The 21,025-nt window shown below is 68.9% G+C and carries 17 protein-coding genes; 8 read left to right on the top strand and 9 right to left on the bottom strand.

From position 1 onward, the window contains the following. Nucleotides 1-20: 20 nt before the first annotated feature. A complete protein-coding gene (locus tag VEC57_10305; protein HYB99508.1) occupies nucleotides 21-542 on the bottom strand; it encodes a hypothetical protein in 522 nt (173 codons plus the stop codon). A 185-nt stretch (nucleotides 543-727) separates the two neighbouring features. After that, nucleotides 728-1,882, bottom strand: a complete 1,155-nt coding sequence (locus tag VEC57_10300; protein ID HYB99507.1) for an inositol-3-phosphate synthase — start codon at nucleotides 1,880-1,882, stop codon at nucleotides 728-730. A gap of 240 nt (nucleotides 1,883-2,122) precedes the next feature. On the opposite strand from VEC57_10300, the gene VEC57_10295 reads away from it, so the two are divergent. The 5 genes from VEC57_10295 (at nucleotide 2,123) to VEC57_10275 (ending at nucleotide 7,521) form a co-directional block, all read left to right on the top strand. Next, nucleotides 2,123-3,274 carry an acyl-CoA desaturase gene (locus tag VEC57_10295; GenBank protein ID HYB99506.1) on the top strand — a complete coding sequence of 384 codons (1,152 nt, stop codon included), beginning with the start codon at nucleotides 2,123-2,125 and terminating at the stop codon, nucleotides 3,272-3,274. Nucleotides 3,275-3,374: 100 nt separating this feature from the next. Then, nucleotides 3,375-4,793, top strand: coding sequence for an alpha/beta hydrolase (locus VEC57_10290; GenBank protein ID HYB99505.1), 1,419 nt, complete (start codon nucleotides 3,375-3,377; stop codon nucleotides 4,791-4,793). Between the two features lie 119 nt (nucleotides 4,794-4,912). Continuing rightward, nucleotides 4,913-5,413: a pyridoxamine 5'-phosphate oxidase family protein gene (locus tag VEC57_10285; protein ID HYB99504.1), complete on the top strand. Its 501-nt coding sequence runs from the start codon at nucleotides 4,913-4,915 to the stop codon at nucleotides 5,411-5,413. Further along, a complete protein-coding gene (locus tag VEC57_10280) occupies nucleotides 5,410-6,825 on the top strand; it encodes an NAD(P)/FAD-dependent oxidoreductase (protein ID HYB99503.1) in 1,416 nt (471 codons plus the stop codon). Before VEC57_10285 ends, VEC57_10280 begins: the two co-directional genes overlap by 4 nt. Nucleotides 6,826-6,846: 21 nt before the next feature. Continuing rightward, entirely contained in the window at nucleotides 6,847-7,521 is a 675-nt protein-coding gene (locus tag VEC57_10275) for a class I SAM-dependent methyltransferase (protein HYB99502.1), read from the top strand. Here VEC57_10275 and VEC57_10270 read toward each other — a convergent pair. From VEC57_10270 to VEC57_10260, 3 genes are all read right to left on the bottom strand, one after another. After that, a complete protein-coding gene (locus VEC57_10270) occupies nucleotides 7,454-7,906 on the bottom strand; it encodes a CoA-binding protein (protein HYB99501.1) in 453 nt (150 codons plus the stop codon). The two genes, VEC57_10275 and VEC57_10270, sit on opposite strands and share 68 nt — an antisense overlap. 80 nt (nucleotides 7,907-7,986) lie before the next feature. Beyond that, a complete protein-coding gene (locus VEC57_10265; GenBank protein ID HYB99500.1) occupies nucleotides 7,987-10,008 on the bottom strand; it encodes a PAS domain S-box protein in 2,022 nt (673 codons plus the stop codon). Between the two features lie 87 nt (nucleotides 10,009-10,095). Then, nucleotides 10,096-12,429 (bottom strand): DUF3604 domain-containing protein, encoded by a 2,334-nt coding sequence (locus VEC57_10260; protein HYB99499.1) that lies wholly within the window; start codon nucleotides 12,427-12,429, stop codon nucleotides 10,096-10,098. A gap of 104 nt (nucleotides 12,430-12,533) precedes the next feature. On the opposite strand from VEC57_10260, the gene ispH reads away from it, so the two are divergent. Continuing rightward, nucleotides 12,534-13,514, top strand: coding sequence for a 4-hydroxy-3-methylbut-2-enyl diphosphate reductase (ispH, locus tag VEC57_10255; protein ID HYB99498.1), 981 nt, complete (start codon nucleotides 12,534-12,536; stop codon nucleotides 13,512-13,514). Here ispH and mutY read toward each other — a convergent pair. Further along, the gene (mutY, locus tag VEC57_10250) at nucleotides 13,441-14,589 is read right to left on the bottom strand and encodes an A/G-specific adenine glycosylase (protein HYB99497.1); all 1,149 of its coding nucleotides are present in this window, start codon (nucleotides 14,587-14,589) and stop codon (nucleotides 13,441-13,443) included. The two genes, ispH and mutY, sit on opposite strands and share 74 nt — an antisense overlap. A 52-nt stretch (nucleotides 14,590-14,641) precedes the next feature. Then, on the bottom strand, nucleotides 14,642-15,574 hold the full coding sequence (locus tag VEC57_10245) for a TetR/AcrR family transcriptional regulator (GenBank protein ID HYB99496.1): 933 nt from the start codon (nucleotides 15,572-15,574) through the stop codon (nucleotides 14,642-14,644). On the opposite strand from VEC57_10245, the gene VEC57_10240 reads away from it, so the two are divergent. Continuing rightward, nucleotides 15,536-16,495, top strand: a complete 960-nt coding sequence (locus VEC57_10240; protein HYB99495.1) for an aldo/keto reductase — start codon at nucleotides 15,536-15,538, stop codon at nucleotides 16,493-16,495. The two genes, VEC57_10245 and VEC57_10240, sit on opposite strands and share 39 nt — an antisense overlap. Before the next feature lie 156 nt (nucleotides 16,496-16,651). Further along, nucleotides 16,652-18,346, top strand: a complete 1,695-nt coding sequence (locus VEC57_10235; GenBank protein ID HYB99494.1) for a D-alanyl-D-alanine carboxypeptidase family protein — start codon at nucleotides 16,652-16,654, stop codon at nucleotides 18,344-18,346. 319 nt (nucleotides 18,347-18,665) lie between these two features. Here VEC57_10235 and VEC57_10230 read toward each other — a convergent pair whose 3' ends face one another. Beyond that, entirely contained in the window at nucleotides 18,666-19,835 is a 1,170-nt protein-coding gene (locus VEC57_10230; GenBank protein HYB99493.1) for a serine hydrolase domain-containing protein, read from the bottom strand. Between the two features lie 46 nt (nucleotides 19,836-19,881). Next, nucleotides 19,882-20,904 (bottom strand): methyltransferase, encoded by a 1,023-nt coding sequence (locus VEC57_10225; GenBank protein ID HYB99492.1) that lies wholly within the window; start codon nucleotides 20,902-20,904, stop codon nucleotides 19,882-19,884. Between the last annotated feature and the right edge of the window lie 121 nt (nucleotides 20,905-21,025).

Here is a 21,025-nt window from a genome sequence, read left to right as displayed (position 1 = left end):
CGGTCGCGAGGGGATGCGGCTCAGGCGGGCTCGGCCGGCGGGCCGCCGTTGCGAAGCGGGACGTGGACGCGCGGCCGCGGCACGTAGTTCATCGTGCGCAGCACGCGGTAGTACATGCGCGAGAAGCGCAGGCCTTCCCAGCGATCGAAGGACATCATCTCGCCGTAGGTGAGCTGGCGCTGACGGTCCCAGCTGGCATGCCAGCCGCCGCCGGCCAGGCAGATGATCGGAGCGTCGACTTCCGGGTACTGATCGGCGGTGATGTCGACCATGTGGTCGTTGACGCGCAGCCAGACGTGGGACTGCCAGGGGTCGCCCTTGTCGCCGCCGCCGCGCTCGCCGTGGACGAACGTGACCAGCGGCAGATGAAGCTCGGTGACGAGGTAGCGGGCAAGGAGCTGGGAGCTGTGCTTGCAGCAACCGGTGGGAAAGCGCCGCATGACGCGCGCATGGCGACGGAGGTTGCTCGCTTCGATGGCGCGCCGGAACGACAGGGCAACCTGCGCAAGTTCCGGAGTTGTCAGCGCATTCCGTCGTCGCATCGAACAGTCGCCCCTGCCGCCGCAGCCTCCCCGGGACCGCCAGCACGTACGGTGCGAGGCGACGCTTGTACAGGGTACGCGGCGGCGAGGCTATAGCCGGCACGCACTTGCTCAACGAAATCTTCGTTGTACGCACCACCGCCGCCCCATAGGGGCGGGACGGCGGACACGCGACCGTTCTCTCCTCAGGCTTTCGCGGCAGCCTTGTCGACTACCGCCAGATGCCCCGCCTCCGTCTCCCCCCAACTCCCCTCGATGAACGCTTCGGTGAGCCGATACGCCTCGTCATCGGTGTACTGGCGCGGCGGGTGCTTGCAGAAGTAGGCGGCGGGCGCGTACAGCACGCCGCCGCGGCCCCGGTCCAGTGCCAGGCGGCAGCAGCGGATGGCGTCGATGGCGACGCCGGCGGAGTTCGGCGAGTCCTCGACCGACAGGCGCAGCTCCAGGCTCATCGGCACGTCGCCGAACAGCCGGCCTTCGATGCGCAGGAAGCAGACCTTGTTGTCCTTCTGCCAGGGGACGTAGTCGCTGGGGCCGATATGGATGTTGTCGTCGTCGAGGCGCTCGGCGGCGACGGACTGGACGGCCTCGGTCTTGGAGATCTTCTTCGAAGCCAGGCGGTGGCGGTTGAGCATGTTGAGGAAGTCGGTGTTGCCGCCGGTGTTGAGCTGGTAGGTGCGATCGATGCGCACGCCGCGCTTGCCGAAGAGATCGGTCAGCATGCGGTGCGTAATGGTGGCGCCGACCTGCGCCTTGATGTCGTCGCCGATGAGCGGAAGGTTGCGCTCCTCGAAGCGCTTGGCCCAGGCCGGGTCACTGGCGATGAAGACGGGGATGTTGTTGATGAAGCCGCAGCCGGCATCCAGTGCGCACTGCGCGTAGAAGCGCGTGGCAGCCTCCGATCCCACCGGCAGATAGTTCAGGACGACCTCTGCGCCGCTGTCGCGAAGCACGCGCACCACGTCGTGCGCTTCGGGCTCCAGCTCCTTGCTGACCACGAAGGTACGCTCGGGTGCGTAGCCGTCCATGTGCTCGGAGCAGCCGTCGAGGACGGCGCCCATGCGGACCTTGGTTCCGGTGGCGGGGACGTCGGGACAGAAGCTGACGGTGCAGTTCGGCGGGGCGAAAATGGCTTCGGCGACGTCGGCGCCGACCTTGCGTGCATCGATGTCGTAGGCGGCCACCACTTCGACGTCGCCGGGCCGATAGCCGCCGATCTCCCGATGCATGAGCCCGACCGCCTCCTCGAGCCGCTGGTCGTCGCTGTAGTAGTGGATCCCCTGCACGAGCGAGCTGGCACAGTTGCCCACGCCTACGATGGCGACCCTGATCTTGCTCATCGGCTGTGCGTCTCCTGCCTCGTCGTAGGTCTCGCGGGGAAGCTAAAGGTGCGAGCTTTATGGTGGCCGGGCGCTCTCATAATGGCGGACCCGCGGGTTTTCAACTAGCTCTCCACCCCGTTGCGCGGCAGGTTCCTTGCGCGCATCGTGCGCGTTTGCGTCCTCGACGGGACGGGAATCGTCGACCCAGGCAACTGTTCGATAGAGTACCGGCACCGGATATGGCAAAGTTCGCCGGTAATGAGCACAGCGACTGCCTCCGACCAATCACCCATCAACTGGCCCACCGTTCTCTTCATCCTCGGATCGACCCTCGCCGCCATGGCCTGGCCCTTCTATGCCTACTACGCGGGGGTAACCGCGACCGAGATCGTTCTGGCCGTGGCCTACTTCCTGATCAGCGGCATGGCCATCACCGTCGGCTACCACCGCCTGATCTCGCACCGCGCCTACAAGGCGCATCCGGTGGCGGAGGCGCTCCTGCTGATCGCGGCATCTGCCGCCTGGCAGGGCTCGGCCCTGGAATGGTCCCTGGACCACATCCAGCACCACTCGCACATCGATACGGACAAGGACCCCTACAACCGCCGCCGCGGCTTCTTCTATGCGCACATGGGCTGGCTGTTCCGGCGCGAGAGCCCGACCAACTACCAGCGCATCCCCCACTTCCTGAAGAACGACCGCCTGGTGATGCTGCAGCACAAGGTCTACGTGCCGCTGGCCATCCTGGTCAGCATCGTCATCCCGGTTGCCCTGTGCGGCTGGGGCGGCCTGCTGCTGGTGGGAGGCGTGCGCATCGTGGCCACGCACCATACGACCTGGTTCATCAATTCCTGGGCGCACTCGGGCACCAAGCGCCCGTACAATCCCGACGTCACCGCCGCCGACAACTGGTTCCTGGCGCTGCTGACCTTCGGCGAGGGATTCCACAACTACCACCACACCTTCCCGAACGACTACCGAAACGGCATCAGCGCCATGGCCTTCGACCCGAGCAAGTGGACGATCTGGCTGATGTCCAAGATCGGCGCCGCCACCGACCTCAAGCGTACGAGCCCCGAGACGATCTGGGAGCGCCGCGTCCGTGCGATCCTCACCTACCAGGGCTCCCAGAGCACGCGCGCCGATCTGGTCGAGAACGCGCGCCGCACGCTCGAGCGGCTCACGCGCCGCAGCGAAGCGAAGATCGCATCGCTGTCGGCGATCGTGCACGATCACACGCCGGCCGCGCTCGACCTCGCCGAGCTTCGGCAGCGCCTGTCGGCGCGCGTCGAGGAATGGCGGCGTGAGCGCGACAAGCGCAGCCTGCGCCGCGCCAGACGCATCGAGGAGCTGATCGAGCAGCTGACGATGTATCGCGACCTGCTGGCGAAGCTTCCCGCCACCGCCTAGTCTAAGCCAAATTGCGCCCGTCGGCCGATATGGGCGCGCGCTTGCGAAGGGGTCCGGCACGGCACGTGCCTGACCCCTTTCTTCTGCTATAGAGCCCGCCGTGACTCCGGCGGTGCAGTTCACCACCACCCGCGACGGCGTGCGCATCGCGTATTCCATCAGCGGCGCCGCCACCGGCCGCTGCGTCGTCTGCACGCCGCCGCTGCCATTCCGCCACGTCGAGCTGGAGTGGCAGCTGGACGAGGACCGACGCTTCCTCGAGCGCCTGGGCCGGCGGCGGCGCGTGCTGCGCTACGATCCGCGCGGCCTGGGCCTTTCGGATCGTGACGGCGTGCCATGCTCGATGGACGCGCTTGCGGCCGATCTCGAGGCCGTGCTGGACGCGGCCGCGCCCGGCGAGGCGGCTGCGCTGTTCGCGTGCGTCAACTCGGTGCCGGTGGCCGTGCGCTACGCGCGGCTTCATCCCGAGCGTGTCTCGCATCTGATCCTGTGGTGTCCCGTCGCACGAATGGGCGACAGCATTCCGCCGCAGGTCGAAACGCTGTTCGACGTGGCCGAGCGCGATTGGGAGCTGTTCACCGAAGCGGCCGCGCACGTCATGGTCGGCTGGGGCAGAGGCGATTCCGCGCATCGCTATGCGGCGTATCTGCGGGCGTGCGTGACGCCCGAGGGGATGCGCATGCTCATCGGCGGCACGCGCGACCTCGACGCCAGCGCCGACCTCCCGCATCTTTCGGTCCCCACGCTCGTCCTGCATCGCCGGCAGCTGACGACCATCGCGGCAGCCGCCGTCGCGCGCATCTCCTCCCTCATCCCGCAGGCGCGCCTCGTGGTGCTCGAGGGCGACGTCATGCGTCCGGGCGTCGGCGACATCGAAGCGGCCGCGCGCGCCGTCGACGCGTTCCTCGGTGACACCGCGGAAGAGGATCTCCCGTCGTCTGCACCATCCGCGACCGCCGTGCCGGCTTCAGCTCCCTTGGCGTACGTCTTTCGCCGCGAAGGCGAGTACTGGACGCTCGGCTTCGACGGCGCGATCACGCGCGTACGCGACACCAAGGGCATGCGCCACATCGCAAGGCTGATGCGTGAGAGGGGACGCGACATCGCGGCGATCGACCTGGTCGTCGAGCACGAGCCGGAAGTTGCCCGCTACGGAGGCGACTCCGGGCCGATCCTGGACGCCAGGGCAAGGCAGTCCTACAAGGGCCGGCTTGCCGAGTTGCGCGCGTCGCTGGATGCGGCGGAGACGGCAGGCGATGCGGCCGGCGCCGCCGCTGCAAGGGCCGAGATCGAGGCGCTCGGCGAACAGCTCGCGGCCGCTGTCGGCCTCGGCGGACGCGAGCGCCGTGCCGGATCGGCCTCCGAGCGTGCCCGCCTCACCGTGACCAAACGCATCAAGGACGCCATCGCGCGCATCCGCGCGAGCCAGCCGGATCTGGCCCGCCACCTGTCCATGAGCATCCACACCGGCCATCTGTGCGCCTACCGGCCCGAGCGCCCCATCGACTGGACTTTCTGATCGCGGCCGCCGTCAGCTGCGGCGCCTGCGCCGCCTGAAGCGGGTACCGAGACATTCGTACGGCGGCGCCGCACGACGTCCGCTGGAACCTCACGCTCCTGAAGCTGGAGGCACCAGCCATGGACCAGCAAGCCAGCATCCAGCCCTCGCTCGACCCGATCCGCAATGCCGCGCGCGCCGCCCTGACCCGTCACTCGTTCTGCACGCTTGCCACATCCTCGGCGCAGAACCGTCCGCACGTGGTCGGCGTCGTCTATTCCTTCGTCGAGGGGCGGCTCTACGTCCACACCTTCGCCGACAGCCGCAAGGCCCGGAACATCCGCGCCAATCCGTACGTGGCGGTCTGCGTGCCCGTGCGCCGCGTGCCGATGGCGCCGCCATTCTGCGTGCAGTTCCAGGCAACGGCCGAGCTGCTCGACGTCGACGCGGCGCAGATTGCGTCGCTCGTACGCAGCGGCCGCCTGCGCAAGATCGCGGCCCACGGCGCGCTGGAGGCGCCCGGGTCGTGCATCGTGCGCATCACTCCCGGCCCGACGATCTCCACCTACGGAATCGGCGTTCCGATGCTGACGCTGCTTCGCGACCCCCTGCGCGCCAGCCGCAACGCGAGCTGGCGATGAGCGCGTCCTCCTTCGACGTGATCGTGGTCGGCGCACGCTGCGCGGGCGCGTCCGTTGCCACGCATCTTTGCCGCGCCGGCGCCTCCGTGGCGCTGCTCGATGCGAGCGCGCTGCCGTCGGATCAGCCGATGTCGACGCACCTCGTGCAGCCGCCGGGCATGGACGAGCTCGATCGGCTCGGAGTCGGAAATGCGGTTCGCCGGCTGTCGCCCGCCATCACGGCCGCGCTCTTCGATCTCGACGACGAGAGCATGGTGATGCGTTACGGCAGCGGCCGTGCGGCGCACTGCCTGCGGCGCGACAGGCTCGACGGCCTCCTGCAGGAGGCTGCGATCGCAGCCGGCGCCGATCTGCAGCCGCAGTCGCGCGTGGTCGGGCTGCTCCGCCGCGACGATGGCCGTGTGTGCGGCGTGCAGGTGCGCCGCCGCGACGGCCGCATCGATTCGGTCCGCTCGCGCCTCGTGATCGGCGCCGACGGCCGCGCCTCCATGGTCGCCAGGCTGGCGGGTGCCCGCGAGTATCTGGGCTACGAGGGCCCGCGCGCCGCATGCTGGGCGTACTGGCCGCGGCCGTCGCAGTGGGATCCGTCTCTGCTCTACAACGGATCGCACGGCGACGCGTCGCACATCCTGTTCCCTACCGCCGAAGACCAGGTGCTGATCGCCACTTCCCCGCCTGCCGAACATGCGGACCGATGGCGCGGTGCGCGCGAGACGGCGTATCGCAGCGACGTTCTTTCCTGCACGCGACTGAGCGAGGTGCTGCGCGATTCGCGGCCGCTCTCGCGCGTCCGCTGCCTGGCGCGCACGCGCTACTTCTTCCGCGCCGCCGCCGGTCCGGGATGGGCGCTGGCCGGCGACGCCGGACATCATAAGGAGTTCTTCGTCGGCTTCGGCATCACCGATGCCTTGCGCGACGGCCGCGCGCTGGCAGCCGCGGTGGTCGCGGACACCGATGCTGCCCTGGCGCGCTACTGGCGCCGCCGAGACGTCGAGCGCATCGGCATGTATCGCTGGGGTCAGGAGCTGGGACGGGCCGATTCGGTGAGCGCGCTCGAGCGGCTGGTGGCGCGGCGCGTGGGCGAGCTCGGATCGCTCGGCGATCGTTTCGGTAGCGTCATCGACGGGCAGCTGGCGCCGCATGCACTGTTTCCTGCGCGGCGCGTGCTGGCATGGGCGCTGGCGGACCTGCGCGGCGGCGACGCGTCGGCGCTGGCGCTGGTTCCCGGCCGGGCGGCATCGACGCTGCGCAACCGCGCCGAGGCCGCTTACCGGCGCACGCTGCTTTGGACGTCGCAGGCGTCGGACCTGGCCGGCGCGCGCGGATGGAAGTGGCCGTCGCGCGCTGTATCGTCGGCGCCGGATGCCGATGCGTGCCCGCCTGACACCGCTCCACCGTTGCTGCGCTCCTGACGCCGCGCTGCGAGGCGCGGCGTGACCTTGTCGAGCCGCCTTCGCGCCGCCGTCTACGACGCCGCCATCGTCGGCATGACGGCGACGTGGTACGCGCAGGTCCTGCAACGCCTGGCGCCGCGCTGCCACCTGCTCGACGTCGGCATCGGCACCGGCAGCGCGCTGCTGGCCAACGCGGCGCTGCTGCGCGAGAAGGCGCTGCGCGTGACCGGCATCGACATCGACGCGGCCTACATCGCGCGCTGCCGCGTCTCGATCGATCGCGCAGGCCTGGCCGACGCGGTCACCGCCAGGCTCGAATCCATCTACGATCACGACGGCGGCCCCTATGAAGCCGCCTACTTCAGCGGAAGCTTCATGCTGCTGCCGCAGCCGCTGGCGGCGTTGCGGCACGTGCGCTCGCTGCTGCATCCGGGCTCGCCGATCTTCTTCACCCAGACGTTCGAGCACCGGCCGTCGCCGCTGCTCGAGCGCATCAAGCCGCTGCTGCGCAGCGTGACGAGCATCGACTTCGGCAGGGTCACCTACGAGGCGGATTTCCGGCGCGTGGTGGAAGAGGCGGGCTTGCGCATGCAGGAGAAGACGGTGCTGCATGGCAGCGCCCGCCGCTCCTGCGTCCTCGTATCGGTCAGCGACGCGGCCCGGCGCCGAGGCGGCGGTGATCGACCATCAGACAGCGATTCTGCACCACCTTGATTCCGGCCTGGGCAAGGGCCCTGGCCACGCCGTCGTGGCTGATGCCGGACTGCATCCAGACCGCCTTCGGCTTCTTCGCCAGCATGTCCTCGAGATGCCCGGGAACGTCGCTGCTGCGACGGAAGACGTCGATCAGGTCGACGTCCTCGGGGATGTCCGACAGCCGCCGGTACACCTGCTGTCCCAGGATGCGCGTTGCTTCGGGATAGTAGACGGGCACGGGAATGACGCGAAAGCCCGCGGAGGCCAGATACTCCGGCACGTAGTACGCCGGCTGGTCGCTCTGCGCCTCGGTCTTGATGCCGAGCACGGCAATGGTGCTGGTATCCGCGAGAAGATCGCGGACCTGCCCGATGTCGCTGACGATGTTCTGCTGCCAGTCCATGCTGCACCTCGCTGTCGCTTCACCTTAGCGCGGCGCGACGTCGTTGCGAGATGCGCAGGCCTCGCCTGCGTCGTAGCGTCTCAAACGGTGAAATAGAAGGTGGCGCCGGCGCCGGGCTGACCCTGCGCCCACACGCGCCCGCCATGCCGCTCGATGATGCGCCGGACGTTGGCGAGGCCGATGCCGGTGCCGTCGAACTCGCTCGGATGGTGCAGGCGCTGGAACAGGCCGAAGAGCTTGTCGGCGAACATCATGTCGAAGCCGACGCCGTTGTCGGTGACGTAGAAGACCGGAGCTCCGTCCTCGTCGTTGGCGGTGCCGAACTCGATGCGCGGGTGCTCGGTGCGCGCAGTGAACTTCCACGCGTTGCCGAGCAGGTTCTGCAGCACCACACGCAGCAGCGTCGGGTCGCCCATGCAGGAAGCGCCCGACTCTATCTCCACCGCCACCGAGCGCGCGTCGGCGGTGTGGCGCAGCTCCTCGATCACGTCCTGCGCGATCCGCGTCAGATCGACACGCTCGCGCCGCATGCTGCCGCGGCTGAGCCGCGACAGTGCCAGCAGGTCGTCGATCAGGCGCCCCATGCGCTGGCTGCCGGCGCGCAAGCGTAGCAGCCAGTCCTTGCCGTGCCCTTCGAGCTGGTCGCCGAACTCCTCGAGCAGCGCCGAGCTGAAACCGTCGAGCGCGCGCAGCGGAGCGCGCAGATCGTGCGAGACCGCGTAGCAGAACGCCTCGAGCTCCTTGAGCGCGGACTGCAGCTCGGCAGTGCGCTCGGCCACCCGCGCCTCCAGATCGCGGTTGAGCCGTCGAACCTCCTCCTCGGCCAGCTTGCGCGAGGTGATGTCGGTGGCGGTGCCGACCTGCGCGATGACCTCGCCGTTGCCGTCGAGCAGCGGCACCGAGCGCCCTAGCACCCAGCGCTCGCGGCCGTCACCGTGTCGCACGCGGAATTCTCCCGAGTACGGCCGCTTGGCCTGCGTCATCGTCAGGAAGTCGAGCAGCACGCGGTCGCGATCTTCGGGGTGCAGCGCCTTGATCCACCCGCGCGACAGTGCTTCGGACCGCTCGACGCCCCAGATCCGGCACCATCGGTCGTTGACGTACGTGCAACGGCCCTGCGCGTCCGAAACGAACATGCCCACCGGTGCCGTCGCCGCCATGGCGTCGAGCAGCCGGCGCTGGTTCTGCTCGGCCGAAACGTCCTCGGTGCGTGCGGGCTCCGAAAGGTTGGCGACGAAGCCGAGCACCTCGCCGTCGTCGTCCACTTCGCGAATCGCGCGCACGTTGAGCGCGACCGGCTCGGTCTCGCCCGGTCGCCGCACGCGCAGGCGCACGTCGAAGATCTCGCGCCGCTCCTGCACCGCCGCGCGCCAGGTGCGCTCGAGGGCCGCGCGGTCTTCCTCCTCGACGACCGAGAGCCATCCCTGACCCAGTGCGGCGTCCGCGCGCAGGCCGAGCAGCCGGCAGCAGCCGTCGCTGACGAAGGTGACCGCACCGCTGACGTCCGTGCGCATCATCTCGCCGGGAAGCCGCAGATTGCCGGCGGCGTGGGAAGCGGCGGGCTCGGCAGCGGCGGGAGGATGGGGCATGTACCGCGACACCGCGATGATGCCGCGCACCTGTCCGTCGGCGCCCAGCACCGGGTGCTTGTCGGTCGAGACCCATTCGCGCTCGCCGTTGGCGCGGCGCAGGCGATGAAGGATGCCGAGCATCGGCTGGCGCGTCTCGATGACGCGCAGGTCCTGCTCGAAGTACTCGGTTCCCTCCCGCGGCGAAAGGTCGAAGCAGCTGCGGCCGAGCAGATCCTCGGCGCTGCGGCCGGCTCGCGCGAGGGCCGCGCGATTGGCCCACAGGATGTTGTTGTGCGTGTCCTTGTACCAGACGATCTCGGGAACCGCGTCGAGCGCCGTTGCCAGGATCGCCGCCCGCTCGTCGGCAGGCAGGTCGTTCAGTGATGGAACGGTTCCGCGGCCAGCATGCGCCCGCGGCTCTGCTGCCGCAGATCCCCCGTTCCCCGTCGCCGCAGGGCCTGCGTCGCCGGCACCCGCGTCGCGTACGGCGGCGGCAGCGGCCGCCATCTGTTCAAGGCTCGAATCATCCATCGCGCCGTCCCCCTCACGACATGCGCAGAATCAGCCGTGCATATAGCTCCGAATGCAGCAGCAACGGAAGCCGGCGCGATGCGATCGTCAGCGAGGAGCGTCCGGCGGCGGCGCCTCCGCCGGCGGTGGAGCCGTCGGGCGAGCCGGCGCCGGCACGGGCTGCGCAGCGGCGGGCGTGGCCGCATCGACCTGGTAGTGCAGGAAGATCGGCGACGACCAGGCCCGCTCCTCGGCGTCGGCGAGGCAGTCGTCCTCGTAGTCGGTCCGCCAGTCGCCGTAGCAGGGGTCGATGCTGACGCACTTGCCGGTCTCGTCGGTCCGGCAGCGCAGATTGCCGGCGTTGACGGTCGGCGTCGCCTCCTGCAGCGCACGCACGTAGTAGAGCGTGTCGCGACGCTCGGCCGGGAAGTCGAAGTCCTCGAACTCTGCCACGCACCCGATGCGTTCACCGGAGCACGGAATGGTCTTCCACGGATCCTGGATCAGCTCCTCGACCGGCTCGTCAGGCCGCGTCTGCGGCTGGATGCGCACGATCTCGAGCCGCTTGATGCGGTAGCGCTCGTCGGTGGGGTTGTAGCACTCGCCGCCGCACAGCTTCTGCAGGCGCTCGGCCGAAAGCCCGCTCGCTGCGTGATCCGGGCAGCCCGGCTTCTGCTTGAGGCTGCCCACCGCACGCACGCGGAAGCGCGGCCGCGCCGAGAACTGCACCTGCGAGCCCATCGCCACCTTGCCCGTGGGCGAGTTGATCATGTCGAACCACAGCAGGATGCGCTCGCCGCTGGTTCCGTAGACCTCGCGGCTTTCGAGCGCGTTCCAGATCGAGTCGCGGTCGCGTCCCGGCGAATGCACGGCCACCAGGCCGCCGGTGTAGAAGAACGAGGAGCCGCGCTCGAAGTCCAGGAGCTGGAAGCGCTGGAAACGGCCGCCGCCATTGGGATCGATCTGCAGCGAGGTCTCCTCGGGATCGCCGAGGGGGCGCGACTGATCGCGCCAGAACGAGCTGCGCGGACCGAACGACTCGGTATGCTCCTGGCGATCGAACTCCTTGTAGCCGGTGCCGGGCCTGGCCGAGTGGTTGTCGCTGGAGGCGATGAAGCCGAAGTGGAACCGCCGCGGCTTGGCCGGATCCTCGAAATTGCTCAGCGCCATGATGTACTGCACCGCGCCGCCCGCCCGATACTCGAACGACGGCAGGTAGCAGTCGCGGCACACGCCGCACGCGCCCCACTCCGGCACGTCGGCGCCCGGCACGCTCAGGCGTCCCGATGCTCCCGCCGCCAGATAATCGGCGCGCGCCTGCTCGACACGCCGCTGGCACTCCGCCGACTGCGGATCGGCGCAGCGCGAGCGGATGATCTCGCCGGCGCGCCAGCAGCAGGGCTCGTATTCCGCCGTCGGCTCCGGGCATGCCAGGCGTCCCTGCTCATCGCGCGTTGCCTCGCGCCACGGCCGGTGCTCCTCGGAATTGCCGTGCCCCGAGAACACTTCGATCAAGCGCTGCTGCTCTTCGTCGTGCTGCCTGCCTGCCAGCGACTTGTCGAAGGTATAGCCGGGCGGCGTGTAGATGCCCCAGGTCGTGCCGTGCGGGATGACCATGCTTTCCACGCCGGACTGCGCCAGCTTCTCGAGCAGCTCGGCCGGCGTGGCGGCGAACTCCATGCAGTCGTCGGGCAGGCTCTTGGTATCGACGCCGGCCTGACAAACAGGCGTCTCGCGCGTCTCGTCCTGGAACTTCAGAAGATCGTAGTAGCGATGCCGGTTGGCCCAATCCAGGTGCGGAAGCAGATAGCGCACGTTCCACGGCGGCGCGTCGCGCATGGCCTGTCCGCTGAATGCCGAGGCCGCGATCGGACGGCGCGTGATCTTGCCGTCGTCGAGATCCTTGAGAATCACGTTGCGGTGACCGTAGTGCTCTTCGGCGGTAAGGCCGATCTGCGTCCACTCCCAGCCCAGATAGGCGACGACGTCCGGCGAGGCCGGATCTCCGGCGATGGCGTTGCACTGGCGGATCGAATCGATCGTCTCGCGCCAGCGCTTGGGAGTGATCGACTCGGCGTGATCGTTGATGCTCCAGAAGTCGAGCGAGGAGCAGTAGCGCGCGAAGTCGCAGGCGTCCGCGACCGGATGAACGCCTTCGCCCTGCATGATCGGCAGGCTCATCATGAACGCGTCGGCCGAGTAGGTCGTGTGAACGTGGAGGTCGCCGAAGAGGATCTGCTTTTCGGGAAGATCCGCCTTGACCCGCTTGGCGATGGCCGTGGCCGCCTTGGCCTCGACGATGCCGCGCGCGGCCACCACTTCGACAGGGAGTGCCTTGCCTTCGATGGTGCCGGGGCCCTGGGATTTGCCCTCGCAGCCTGCGAAGAGACAGGCGAGCCCCAGCGCTGCCGGCAGCGACGCGTACCGTGCGATGCTTTGCATGTGGCGCCATCATGCCAACCGCCGCGCGTCAGGCCAATCGGGGCGGTGGCAGGTGGAACGGCTGCTTGTCTGCCGGCAGCGGGCATGTCAGCCTGCGCGTTCGCATGAGCACGGAAGCCGCACGACAACTGCTGGTGGCAAGCCCTCGCGGCTTCTGCGCCGGCGTCTCCTACGCCATCGAGATCGTCGACCTGGTGCTCGACCACTACGGGCCGCCCGTCTACGTGCGCCATGAGATCGTGCACAATCGTCACGTCTGCGACCGTCTGCGCGAGCGCGGCGCGATCTTCGTCGACGATCTGGCCGACGTTCCGGCCGGCAGCCTTCTGATCTTCTCGGCCCACGGCGTCTCGCCCGAAGTGCGCGCCGGCGCCTCCGGCGCGGGCCTGCGCGTCATCGACGCAACCTGCCCGCTCGTCACCAAGGTTCACATGGAAGCGCTGCGCTTCGCGCGCCAGGACTTCCAGATCCTGCTCATCGGCCACCGCGGCCACGTCGAGGTGGAGGGAACGCTCGGGCACGCACCCGACCGCATGCATCTGGTGGAGACCGTCGCCGACGTCGAGCGGCTCGCGCTGCCGGCGGACACTCCGGTCGCCGTCGTCACGCAGACGACGCTGTCGGTCGACGATACGCGCGAGGTGGTGGAGGCGATCCAGAGGCGGTTCCCGCACGCGCGCACACCCAAGAAGGACGACATCTGCTACGCGACGCAGAACCGCCAGACCGCCGTCAAGGAGCTGGCACGGGCGAGCGAACTGGTGCTGGTGATCGGCTCGCCCACCTCCAGTAATGCCAACCGCCTGGTCGAAGTGGCACGCAACAGCGGAGCCAGGGCGCGCCTAATCGAATGCGCCGGCGACATCGAGCCGGACTGGCTCGAGGGCATCGTCAGCGTGGGACTTACGGCGGGGGCGTCCACGCCCGAGACGCTGGTGCAGGAGACGATCGAGCGCCTGCGTCAGCTCGGATGCACGACGGTGCGCGACCTGGAGACGGCGCGTGAGGACGTCACGTTCGCGCTTCCGCGCGAGATGCGCTCGATTGCGGCCGCCCAGGAAAGCCGGTCGCGCGCAGGATCTTGAGCGGCAGCGCCGACAGCGCCGCCCTCTTCATCTCTTCCTCGGAAAAGAATTCCACGCCGCGTGCGGCGCCGCTCGGCCGCTGCGCGCGAGGCGCCCCGGCATCGACCTCGGCGACGTAGACGTCGGCGACGATGCGCCGGCCGACGATATCGTGGCGCACCCGCGCGCACGGTCCGCTGAGGCTTGCGCGGCGGCCCAGCGCGCCATCCACCAGGTCCTCGAGCAGGCGGCGCGCGTCGGCTGCCGCGGCCTGCTCGACGGTCGGCAGCTCCCACATCCCGCCGAGCAGGGCACGATCGCGGTCGCGGCGAACGAGCAGCGCGCGCCGGCCGCTTCGCACCACCGCGCACGCGAGATGCACGTCGCGCGCCGGCTTTCGCGGGCGCGGCGGCGGGATCTGCTCCTGCACTCCGGTCTGCCACGCACCGCACAGCGGCTGCAGCGGACACTCCTGGCAGCGCGGCCGTTTCGCCCGGCAGATGCGCGCACCCAGATCCATCAAGGCCTGATTGACGTCGCCCGCGCGGCGGCAGCGCGCGAGGGCCGCGGCATGCTGCTCGATCTGCATGCGCGACGGGGCGCGCGAGCCCTGGTCGCCGCCGCCGGCAAACACGCGCGCGACCACACGCGCCACGTTCGCATCCACCGCCGGCTCGGCGCGGCCGAACGCAATCGATGCGACCGCGCCGGCGGTATACGCGCCGACCCCGGGAATGGCCTGCAACTGCTCACGCGAAGACGGCAGCCTGCCGTCATGCTCGTCGGCGACGAAGCGTGCGCCGGCATGAAGGAGGCGCGCGCGGCGGTAGTAGCCGAGGCCCGTCCAGGCCGCCAGAACCTCCTCGAGCTCAGCGGATGCAAGATCGGCCAGCGTCGGAAATCGTTTCAGGAAGCGCTCGTAGTGCGCGATCACCGCCTCGACGCGCGTCTGCTGCAGCATCACCTCCGAGATCCAGATCGCGTAGGGATCGGTGGTGCGGCGCCAGGGAAGGTCGCGGCCGTCGTGGTCGTAGAAGCGAAGGAGCCGCCGGCGTGCTCGCGCTACGGCAGGAGGCGGCGGAAGCGTCGGCTGCACGCGCGTCCTCTACAGCGTCAGTCGCGCGGACGCAGCAGCCGGCAGTGCAGCGTCAGTCGGCCGCGCTGTCCGTCGCGTCGTGCGCGGCGGCAGGGTGAGCCGCGCCCTGGCCGGCGACCGCCGACGTCAGAATCGCCTCGACCGCACGGCCATACGCTTCGCTGGCGGCTTCGATGCTCAGACCGGCGCTGCGGCGCAGCTCGTCCCAGGTCGAGAAGGACGTGATCGCGCACAGCGCTTCCAGCAGCCAGGTCTTGCCCTGGGCGTTTGCCGCCGCGATCTCCGGCGCGAAGGCGCGCTCGACATCGACGCGCTGAAGCATGCGAGCCAGCGCGAGACGGTCGGCAACCGTGGGGGAGAAAGGCTCCTGCAGCAGGGCCGCGCGTCGAATGGGGGCGACGGTCTCGAAGAGCCGCGAGCGATATCCGACGAAGGTCGCCAGGCGCGAAGGCAGGTCTCCGTCGTAGGCGGTGCCCGCATACAGCGCGGCCACGCGGTTGGCCTGCCGGTCCGAGACCGCCAGGAACAGGTCTTCGAGATCGGTAAAGTGCTGGAATATCGAACGAACCGACAGCCCCGCGCGTTCGGCGACCGAAGCCGCCGTGGGCTTGAGGTCCCCGGCCTCGAGCAGGGCGATGGTGGCATCGACGATGGCGTGCCGGGTCTTGAGCGACCTGGCGCGGCGTCCGTCGACGGCGGCAGTCTGCGTGGGCACGGACTTTCTATATTCCAATTTGCACCGGATATGCGAATACCTTTCGGCCGCCTCCGCCGTTCGCTGACGCAATCGTTCAGCGCTAGGATTCGCGGCACGTCGGGCGGAGCCGGAGGGAGCTGGCTTCGTCGGATGCCAAATCGCGCGCTGCATTGGCGCGACGGGAACAGCATGAAGCGACGGCGTCTCGGGCGAAGTGGCCTGACGGTCACCGAAATCTGCATTGGCACCATGACTTTCGGTGCCCAGGCCGACGAGACCGAGAGCCACGCGATCCTGGACAAGGCCTTCGATGCCGGCGTCAACTTCCTCGACGTCGCCGAGATCTATCCGGTGCCGCCGCGCCGGGAATGGGCCGGCCGCAGCGAAGAGATCGTCGGCGACTGGCTGGCCGGCCGCCAGCGCGACTCGGTCATCGTCGCCACCAAGATCAGCGGCCCGAGCGGCGGCTGGTTCCAGGCGCCAGTCCGCAGCGGAAACACGAGCCTGGACCGCCATTCCATCGAGCGCGCGGTCGAAGGCAGCCTGCGGCGACTGCGAACCGATTACATCGACCTCTACCAGACGCACTGGCAGGACATCGGCCTGCCTTACGAGGAGACGCTCGAGGGCCTGGAGCGGGTCGTCCAGGCGGGCAAGGTCCGCTACGTCGGCTGCAGCAACGAGAACGCCTACGGAGTCATGAAGAGCCTGTGGGCTGCCGACTCCCTCGGCAGCCGCGTCCGCTACGAGACCATACAGAACAACTACAGCCTCATGCACCGCCGCTTCGACGACGAGCTCGCCAACGTCTGCCGGCGCGAGGGCCTGAGCCTGCTGGCTTACAGTCCGCTCGGAGGCGGCGTACTTTCCGGAAAGTACCAGCGCGGCCAGTGGCCGCAGGGCGCACGCTTCACCAACTACCGCAGCGACGCCGCCCGCGGCGCGCGCATGACCGAGCGCTTCGTCAACGACGCCACTGGCGCCACCTTCGACCGCATGGCGGCGGTGGCCAAGGAGCATGGCCTGGCGCCGGCGACGTTCGCGATCGCGTGGACGCTGACCCGAGACTTCCTCGGCTCCGCCATCATCGGAGCCACTCATCGAAACCAGCTCGACGAAACCCTGGCCGCGGCCGACGTGACGCTCTCCGGAGACGCCATCGCAGCCGTCGACCAGATTTCTAGCGACATCCGCTATCCGATGGAGTAAAGGGTGACGAGACTGTCAGGGTGGGGTTCAGGGGGAATGGGGTTCCAATCTGCACTTGCGGGGGTGCTGATCGCCGGGATGTTGGCGAGCCCGGCTGCGGCGAAAGTCGCGGCTGCGCCCGCCAGCGCGCCTGCGTCCCGCTATGCGTCGATCGTCGTGGAGCACGAGACCGGCAAGGTGCTCTATGAGCGCAACGCCGACTTTTCGCGCTATCCCGCATCACTGACGAAGATCATGACGCTGTATCTGGCGTTCGAGGCGCTCAAGACCGGGCGCATCAAGCTGGATACGCCGATGAAGGTGTCCGAGTACGCCGCCGGCCGCGATCCGTCCAAGCTTGGCCTCACGCCCGGCTCGACCCTGACGGTGGAGCAGGCCATTCGCGGCATGACCACCAAGTCGGCCAACGACGCAGCCAGCGTCCTAGCCGAGCACCTGGCCGGCTGCGAGCAGAACTTCGCCGAGCTGATGACCGCCAAGGGCAAGGTCCTCGGCATGGTCCAGACCGTCTTCTACAACGCTTCGGGCCTGCCCGCCGCGGGCCACGTTTCCTCGGCACGCGACCTTGCCATCCTGTCGCGGGCTCTGATCCGCGACTTCCCCGAGTACTACCACTTCGTCTCGCTCAACGACTTCGAATATCGCGGCAGGCACTGGCCCAATCAGAACCGTCTGCTGCGAACCTACTTCGGCGCCGACGGCATCAAGACCGGCTTCATCTACTCGTCCGGGCACAACCTGGCTGCCTCGGCCGTGCGTGGCCAGAACAAGCGCCTCATCGCCATCGTGCTCGGCGGCGACACGGCAGGATGGACGCGCGAGCACGCCTCGCGTCTCATGGACATCGCGTACGCGGCAATCGACCCGAGCCTGATCGTCGTCGCCGATGCCAAGCCCGAGCGCGCTCCGATGGAGGAAGTGACGGAAGAAGAGGCCAAGCCGGTCGAGCTTCCTTCGCTTGCCGCCGGCAACGCGCCCTCCGTTCCCGTGCTGCCTTCGGAGCAGGGCGCAGCGGCGCCGGTTGCGGCGGCGGCGGCCAGCACCGAGTTGCCGCCCGCGGTGCACTCCCCCTCGCCTGCCACGTCGATGCTGCTGACGGCGGCGGCCGCGTACCAGAAAAATCCCCGCGGGCAGAAAGCTGCCGCGCCGGCACCGGCAACTGCTGCTGCCGGTGCAGCAGTGCAGCCCGGCGCGCCTGCAGCCGTTGCAGCGGCGCCCGCCGCTGCGGCACCAGTCTCGCCAGCGTCAGCGGCAGCAACGGGGAGTGCGGCAGCACCGGCACCGGTCAAGACGGCGACGGCAGCGCCGGCTCGCGCGGCCACGGTCGTGACCACGAAGTCGGCTCCGGCCGCGCCGGCTGCCGCTACCGCCACGGCCGCTGCAACATCCCCGGCGGCGGCGCTGAAGTCGGCTGTTGCCGCACCGGCCAAGTCCGCCGCCGTCGCGGTCGCAGCGACGACCGCCGCGGTCAAAGTCGCGGCAACGCCTCCATCACGTCCTGGCACGCCGGCAAGCGAAGAGCCGGAAGCCGCCATCGAGCAAGGGGACGGTCCGGCCGCGGCTCCCGCGCCCGCCGCCGCAACGCCGGCGCCCGAAGGCTGGTCAGTTCAGGTCGGAGTCTTCCGCGACGCTTCGATGGCCCGCCAGCGCGGCGAAGAGGTGCGCGTCAAGCTGCCGGTGCAGCTGCGCACTGCCCCGCTGCTGGTGAGCTCCCTGGGCACCCACGTCAGCTCACGCTTTGCGATGGTCAACGAGAAGGATGCCCGACAGGCGTGCACCGAGCTGCAGCATGGGCGCATACCGTGCGTGGTCATTCCGCCGGGGCGGCCGATGGTGGTCTCTGCCAGATAGCGGCCGCGGACGCGCATAGCGGCCCGTCTACTTCGTTGCCGCCCTCGGGGCTCGCTGCGGCGGGCCTCCAGCCCGCCTACGCTCACTCCTCGGTCTGCGCCTCGTAGCCGCACCACTCTTCGCGCCCGCGCTCGAAGATAAGATTTTTGATTCGCTCGACGTCCGATTGAGCACCAGAGCACAACTTTGCAACGGACCGCGCGCAACGGGTCAGTGGCAAGGCGCGGCCCGCGCGCACAGCGGAAGCGGGCTGGAGGCCCGCTGGAGCGAGCACGCAGGCCGCAACGCCGCCAATGACCCGTTCCGCGCGGTCCGCCCGTTACCACACGCAGGAATGCGCCGCATTGATCAAGGCCTGCGCCCGCGGATCGATGAGAATATGCGGCCCCATCCGATTCATCACGTAGCCGAACCCCATCTTCACGCTCGGATCGGCGAACGCCACCGAGCCGCCGGCGCCGGGATGTCCGAAGGCGCCCTCGCGCGGACTGAAGGATGCGTGCGGCTGCGAGAGCATGAAGCCCAGGCCGATGCGCGTGTTCATCTGCAGCACGAGGTCCATGCCGCGTGCCTCTTCGGTGGCGGCGCGCGCGGCCTGCTGGGGCCCGAGCACGTGCACGCCGCGCAGGTCGCCGCCGCTGGCGACGGCGCCGTAGAGCTGCGCGAGCGATCTTGCGCTGCCGTGGCCGTTGGCGCCGGGGATCTCGGCGCCGCGCCAGGGGCGTGAGTTGACGGTGCCCGGCATCATCAGCGTCGGCGGGTTCGTGAAGGCTTTGGCGGTGACCGACTCGGGGTCGCGCATGATGAGCTCGAGAAGATTGGGCTGACCCTCGACGATCGTCAGCTGCGGCGCCGCGAGCTCGGCGCAGCGTCCGTCTTCGCTCTCGGGCAGACCGATCCACAGATCGAGGCCGAGCGGTTCGGCGATCTCATCGCGAAGATAGCTGCCGACGCTCTTGCCCGTCACGCGCCGCATCACCTCGCCGATCAGCCAACCGTAGGTGACGGCGTGATAGCCGTGCGCGGCGCCCGGCTGCCACCACGGCTCCTGCGCGGCCAGCGCCTCGGTCATGACGCTCCAGTCGTAGATCGCGTCCAGAGCCAGATGCATGGATACGGCAGGCAGGCCCGCCTTGTGGTTGAGCAGATGCCGCACCGGCATCGTCTGCTTGCCGACCTGCCCGAACTCGGGCCAGTAGCGCGTCACGGGCGCATCCAGATCGATGCGGCCTTCTTCGACCAGACGATGCGCGAGGAGCGCAACCACGCCCTTGGTCGTGGAATAGAAGTTGGCGATGGTGTCGCGCTGCCATGGCCGCGTGCCGGCGTGATCGGCGTGGCCGGCCCACAGATCCACGACCAGCTCGTTGTCGATCGTCACCGCGACGGCAGCGCCGACCTCGAGCCCGCTGTCGAAAGCGGCGGCGAACGTCTCCCTGACCGGCTCGAACTTCTCGTCGCAGTTTCCGTGGATCTCCGTCGTCGCCATGGCTCCGCTCCTGTTGTCGCGCCAGCGTGGAATGGCCGAGCGACCGCTACTTGACGCCGATGACCATCGAGTCGGGACCGTCGAGATATTCGACGCGCGTCTCGCGAAAGCCGATCTCTTTCATCCAGCCGGTGCAATCGGCGCCGGTGTAATCGAAGCCTCCCGGCGTTTCGATCAGCATGTTCAGGCTCATCAGGAGGCCGAACGTGTTGCTGCGGCGGTCGTCGTCGATGAGGGCCTCGTAGACGATGAGCGAGCCGCCGCTGGGCAGCGCATCGTGCGCCTTCTTCAGCAGGGTCTTCTTCTCCTCCAGGTTCCAGTCGTGCAGGATGTGACCCATGATCAGCACGTCGGCCTGCGGCAACGGGTCGGCGAAGAAATCGCCGGCAACGAAACGCAGGCGCTCCGAGAGCCGTCGCGAAGCGACGAACTCGTCGAAGACCGGGCCCACGGCGGCAAGATCGAACCCGATGCCGCTCAGGTGCGCGTGCGTTTCGGCCAGCTCCACCGGCACGCAGCCCTGCGCGCAGCCGATGTCGGCAAAGGTGCGGTAGCGATCCCATGGGAACTTGCTCGCGATCTGGACGGCGGCACCTTTGCTGATGCCCGTCATCGCCTGCAGGAACCCCCTCAGCCTGTCGGGCGTCGAGTAGATCGAGGCGAAGAAGTCGTCGGCGCCGCCGGATTCGTTCTGCGCCACGCCGCTTCGCAACGCATCGGTCAGCCGGCCCCAGAACGGATACAGACGACGCTCGCACATCTCGAGGAAGCCGCCGATGTACGTGGGCCTGGCGCGATCGAGATACACAGCGGTGAGCTCCGAGTTCGCGTACTGGTCGCCTTCGCGCTGGAGGAGCCCGACCGAAACCAGCGCATCGAGGAAGTCGCGGGCAGAGCGCGGATGCAGGTTCAGACGCCGTCGGATTTCCTCGTACGACAACGGCCCCGACCCCAGCTCGGTGAACAGACCGAGCTCGGCGGCACTGAGCAGAACCTTGGAAATCCAGAAACCGGTTGCCATCTGGAGTATCTGCGTGGGCGGCGGAATCTGCGGGCGTTCTTGCGACATGGGCACCTCCGCCGCGAAGTGTGGCAGGGACCGCCAGCGCCTGAAAGCCGCTTCCGGTAAAGCAAGGCCCGATGTAAAGGGTCGGGCGCGTTTCGACGCCGCTCGTCGGATCGCCAGAGGA

Source organism: Candidatus Limnocylindrales bacterium, from assembly GCA_035626395.1.
Taxonomy (GTDB): Bacteria; Desulfobacterota; Binatia; order UBA1149; family CAITLU01; genus DASPNH01.
Note: the sequence above shows the minus strand (reverse complement) of the source record. Positions and strands in the feature narration are given on the sequence as shown.

Coding starts and splice junctions, on each gene's coding strand:
- VEC57_10230 (HYB99493.1), bottom strand. CDS start 19,835: ATGGCGACGACGGAGATCCACGGAAACTGCGACGAGAAGTTCGAGCCG.
- VEC57_10260 (HYB99499.1), bottom strand. CDS start 12,429: ATGCAAAGCATCGCACGGTACGCGTCGCTGCCGGCAGCGCTGGGGCTC.
- VEC57_10270 (HYB99501.1), bottom strand. CDS start 7,906: ATGGACTGGCAGCAGAACATCGTCAGCGACATCGGGCAGGTCCGCGAT.
- VEC57_10285 (HYB99504.1), top strand. CDS start 4,913: ATGGACCAGCAAGCCAGCATCCAGCCCTCGCTCGACCCGATCCGCAAT.
- VEC57_10295 (HYB99506.1), top strand. CDS start 2,123: ATGAGCACAGCGACTGCCTCCGACCAATCACCCATCAACTGGCCCACC.
- VEC57_10225 (HYB99492.1), bottom strand. CDS start 20,904: ATGTCGCAAGAACGCCCGCAGATTCCGCCGCCCACGCAGATACTCCAG.
- VEC57_10300 (HYB99507.1), bottom strand. CDS start 1,882: ATGAGCAAGATCAGGGTCGCCATCGTAGGCGTGGGCAACTGTGCCAGC.
- VEC57_10305 (HYB99508.1), bottom strand. CDS start 542: ATGCGACGACGGAATGCGCTGACAACTCCGGAACTTGCGCAGGTTGCC.
- VEC57_10265 (HYB99500.1), bottom strand. CDS start 10,008: ATGGATGATTCGAGCCTTGAACAGATGGCGGCCGCTGCCGCCGCCGTA.
- ispH (HYB99498.1), top strand. CDS start 12,534: ATGAGCACGGAAGCCGCACGACAACTGCTGGTGGCAAGCCCTCGCGGC.
- VEC57_10280 (HYB99503.1), top strand. CDS start 5,410: ATGAGCGCGTCCTCCTTCGACGTGATCGTGGTCGGCGCACGCTGCGCG.
- VEC57_10240 (HYB99495.1), top strand. CDS start 15,536: ATGACTTTCGGTGCCCAGGCCGACGAGACCGAGAGCCACGCGATCCTG.